The 2,669-nt window shown below is 70.7% G+C and carries 3 protein-coding genes and 1 pseudogene; 3 read left to right on the plus strand and 1 reads right to left on the minus strand.

What is annotated here, in order from left to right:
• Nucleotides 1-208, minus strand: a pseudogene (locus FV230_RS27000) (hypothetical protein); the annotation flags it as partial.
• Between the two features lie 162 nt (nt 209-370).
• On the opposite strand from FV230_RS27000, the gene apaG reads away from it, so the two are divergent.
• The 3 genes from apaG to speG are packed head-to-tail and all read left to right on the plus strand — an operon-like array spanning nt 371 to nt 2,538.
• On the plus strand, nt 371-763 hold the full coding sequence (apaG, locus tag FV230_RS27005) for a Co2+/Mg2+ efflux protein ApaG (RefSeq protein ID WP_147729503.1): 393 nt from the start codon (nt 371-373) through the stop codon (nt 761-763).
• 42 nt (nt 764-805) lie between these two features.
• Complete coding sequence (argE, locus tag FV230_RS27010; protein ID WP_147844563.1) at nt 806-1,975, plus strand: acetylornithine deacetylase; 1,170 nt, start codon at nt 806-808, stop codon at nt 1,973-1,975.
• Nucleotides 1,972-2,538, plus strand: a complete 567-nt coding sequence (gene speG, locus FV230_RS27015) for a spermidine N1-acetyltransferase (protein ID WP_147844564.1) — start codon at nt 1,972-1,974, stop codon at nt 2,536-2,538. Before argE ends, speG begins: the two co-directional genes overlap by 4 nt.
• Nucleotides 2,539-2,669: the final 131 nt, after the last annotated feature.

Consider the following 2,669-nt stretch of genomic DNA (forward strand, 5'->3'; position numbering starts at 1 on the left):
GCGCGATCCGCCCGGTCCCGTCGAGGATCAGCGCGGCCGCGAGCGCCGCCGCGGGCAGGAGGTTGGCGGCCGGATCGCGCCACGCGGAAAAGCCCGCAAGGGCGAGCAGCGTCGCCCAGGCCGCCACGTGGGCAAGCGCCGCTGCCGAGAGCCGAACGTCCCCCCCGCGCCGAAGCGACCTCAGATGGCACACCCACGCTTCGACCATGCCGGCCCCGTTCCTGCCGCCCGCCGCGACGTACTCCGCCGCAATTGACGGGAATTCTTCCGGCAACTACCACGTTGAATGACGCATCGAAAAGCGGCTTCGAGCCGTCTAGACCCGAGCTAGACCGAACTCGAGCGCCGCTGAAGAGGGCAATTAGGGACGATGTACAAGGCCGAGACGCGCGGAATCAGCGTGACCGTCAATCCGCGCTTCGTCGAGGAGGAATCCTCGCCGGGAGAGAGCCGGTACTTCTTCGCCTACACCGTCGAGATCGTGAACAACGGCGCCGAGCAGGTGCAGCTCCGCTCCCGCCATTGGCGCATCATCGACGGGCGCGGCGAGTGCCAGGAGGTGCGCGGCGCCGGCGTCGTCGGCAAGCAGCCGGTGCTGGAGCCGGGCGAGTCGTTCTGCTACACCAGCGGCTGCCCGCTCACCACGCCGGACGGGCTGATGGCGGGGAGCTACACCATGGCCACGGTCGCGGGCGAGAGCTTCGAGGCCGAGATCCCGGCCTTCTCGCTCGACAGCCCGCATATCCGCCGCAGCCTGCACTGATTCGAGCCGGGCAGGCCGGCGGCCCGCCCAGGACACCAAGCGATGCCCGGTTCCGGCGAGCGGCTGACCCCGCTCGACATCCTCGCCCACCTCGTCGGCTTCGACACCGAAAGCTCGAAGCCGAATCTCGACCTGATCGACTGGGTCGCCGCCTATCTCGACGGCTGGGGCGTCCCCCACCTCCGCATCCCGAACGCGGCGGGCGACCGCGCCGCGCTCTTCGCCACGATCGGCCCGCAGGTCGACGGCGGCGTCGTGCTGTCGGGGCACACCGACGTCGTCCCGGTCGCGGGACAGGCCTGGACCGCCGACCCGTTCACCCTGCGCGTCGCCGACGGCCGGGCCTACGGCCGCGGCGCGGTCGACATGAAGGGGTTCTGCGCCACCGCCCTGGCGCTGGTGCCGGACTGCCTCGCGGCCGGCCTCAAGCGCCCGATCCACATCCTGCTCTCCTACGACGAGGAGACCACCTGCCTCGGCGTGATGGACGCGATCGCCCGCTTCGGCGTCGACCTGCCGCGGCCGGGCGCGGTGATCGTCGGCGAGCCGACCGACCTCGAGGTCGCCGATGCGCACAAGAGCATCGTCACCTTCCACACCACGGTGCACGGCCACGAGGCGCATTCGGCCAAGCCGATGCTCGGGGCCAACGCCGTGATGGCGGCCTGCGACCTCGTCTCCGGGCTGAACGCCATCGCCGACCGGATGATCGCCCGGGGCGACGCGTCGGGCCGGTTCGATCCGCCCAGCACCACCGTGCATGTCGGCACGATCCACGGCGGCACCGCCCGCAACATCCTGCCCAAGGAATGCGCCTTCCACTGGGAGTTCCGCGGCCTGCCCGACCTCGACATGGCCGAGATCCCGCGCCTGTTCCAGGCCAAGGCCGAGGCGGTGACCCGCGAGCGCCTGAACCGCTACGGCGCGTTCGGCCGGATCGAGACCGTCGAGGAGATCGCGATCCCCGGCCTGCTGCCGGAGCCCGGCTCCGAGGCCGAGCGGCTGGCGCTGCGGCTGGCCAACCGCAACCGCACCGTGTCGATGCCCTACGCCACCGAGGCCGGGCGCTTCCAGCAGGCGGGCATCCCGACCGTGGTCTGCGGGCCGGGCTCGATCGACCAGGCCCACCAGCCGGACGAGTTCATCACGCTGGCCGCGCTCGGCCAGGGCGAGGCGTTCCTCCGCCGCTTGATCGAGGCCTGCGCCGCATGAACGAGACCGTCCCCGACAGGGTCAAGCTCCGCCCGCTGGAGCGCGAGGACCTGATGTTCGTGCATCAGCTCAACAACAACGACAGCATCATGCGCTACTGGTTCGAGGAGGCCTACGAGTCCTTCGCCGAGCTGGCGCAGCTCTACGAGCGCAACATCCACAACCAGACCGAGCGGCGCTTCATCATCGCGACGCTGAACGGGCATCCGGCCGGCCTCGTCGAGCTCGTTGAGATCAACCACCTGCACCGGCGCTGCGAGTTCCAGATCGCGATCCATCCGGGCTTCCAGGGCCGGGGCTTCGCCCGCCAGGCGACGCGGATCGCGATGGACTACGCCTTCAGCGTGCTCAACATCCACAAGCTCTACCTGCACGTGGACAAGGACAATGCCCGCGCCGTGCGGATCTACGAGAGCTGCGGCTTCCGCCCCGAGGGCATCCTGCGGGACGAGTTCTTCATGAACGGCCGCTACCGCGATGCCGTGCGGATGTGCCTGTTCCAGCCGGAATACCTCGCCGGCCGCCATGCCGTCGACATCGCCGAGCCGGTGCTCAAGAGCTGACCGGCGCGGCGGGTCGGGGAGGCGCCGTCGCTGGCCCCTCCCCGTTCGCACGACTGGACCGATCAATTGCGACCGGCGCCGCCCCCGTCGCGGCCGCCGCGGGTGGCGGCACCCGCGCCGCCGCGCTCGGG

The sequence above is a fragment of the Methylobacterium sp. WL6 genome (genome assembly GCF_008040095.1).
In the GTDB taxonomy this organism is placed as follows: Bacteria; Pseudomonadota; Alphaproteobacteria; order Rhizobiales; family Beijerinckiaceae; genus Methylobacterium.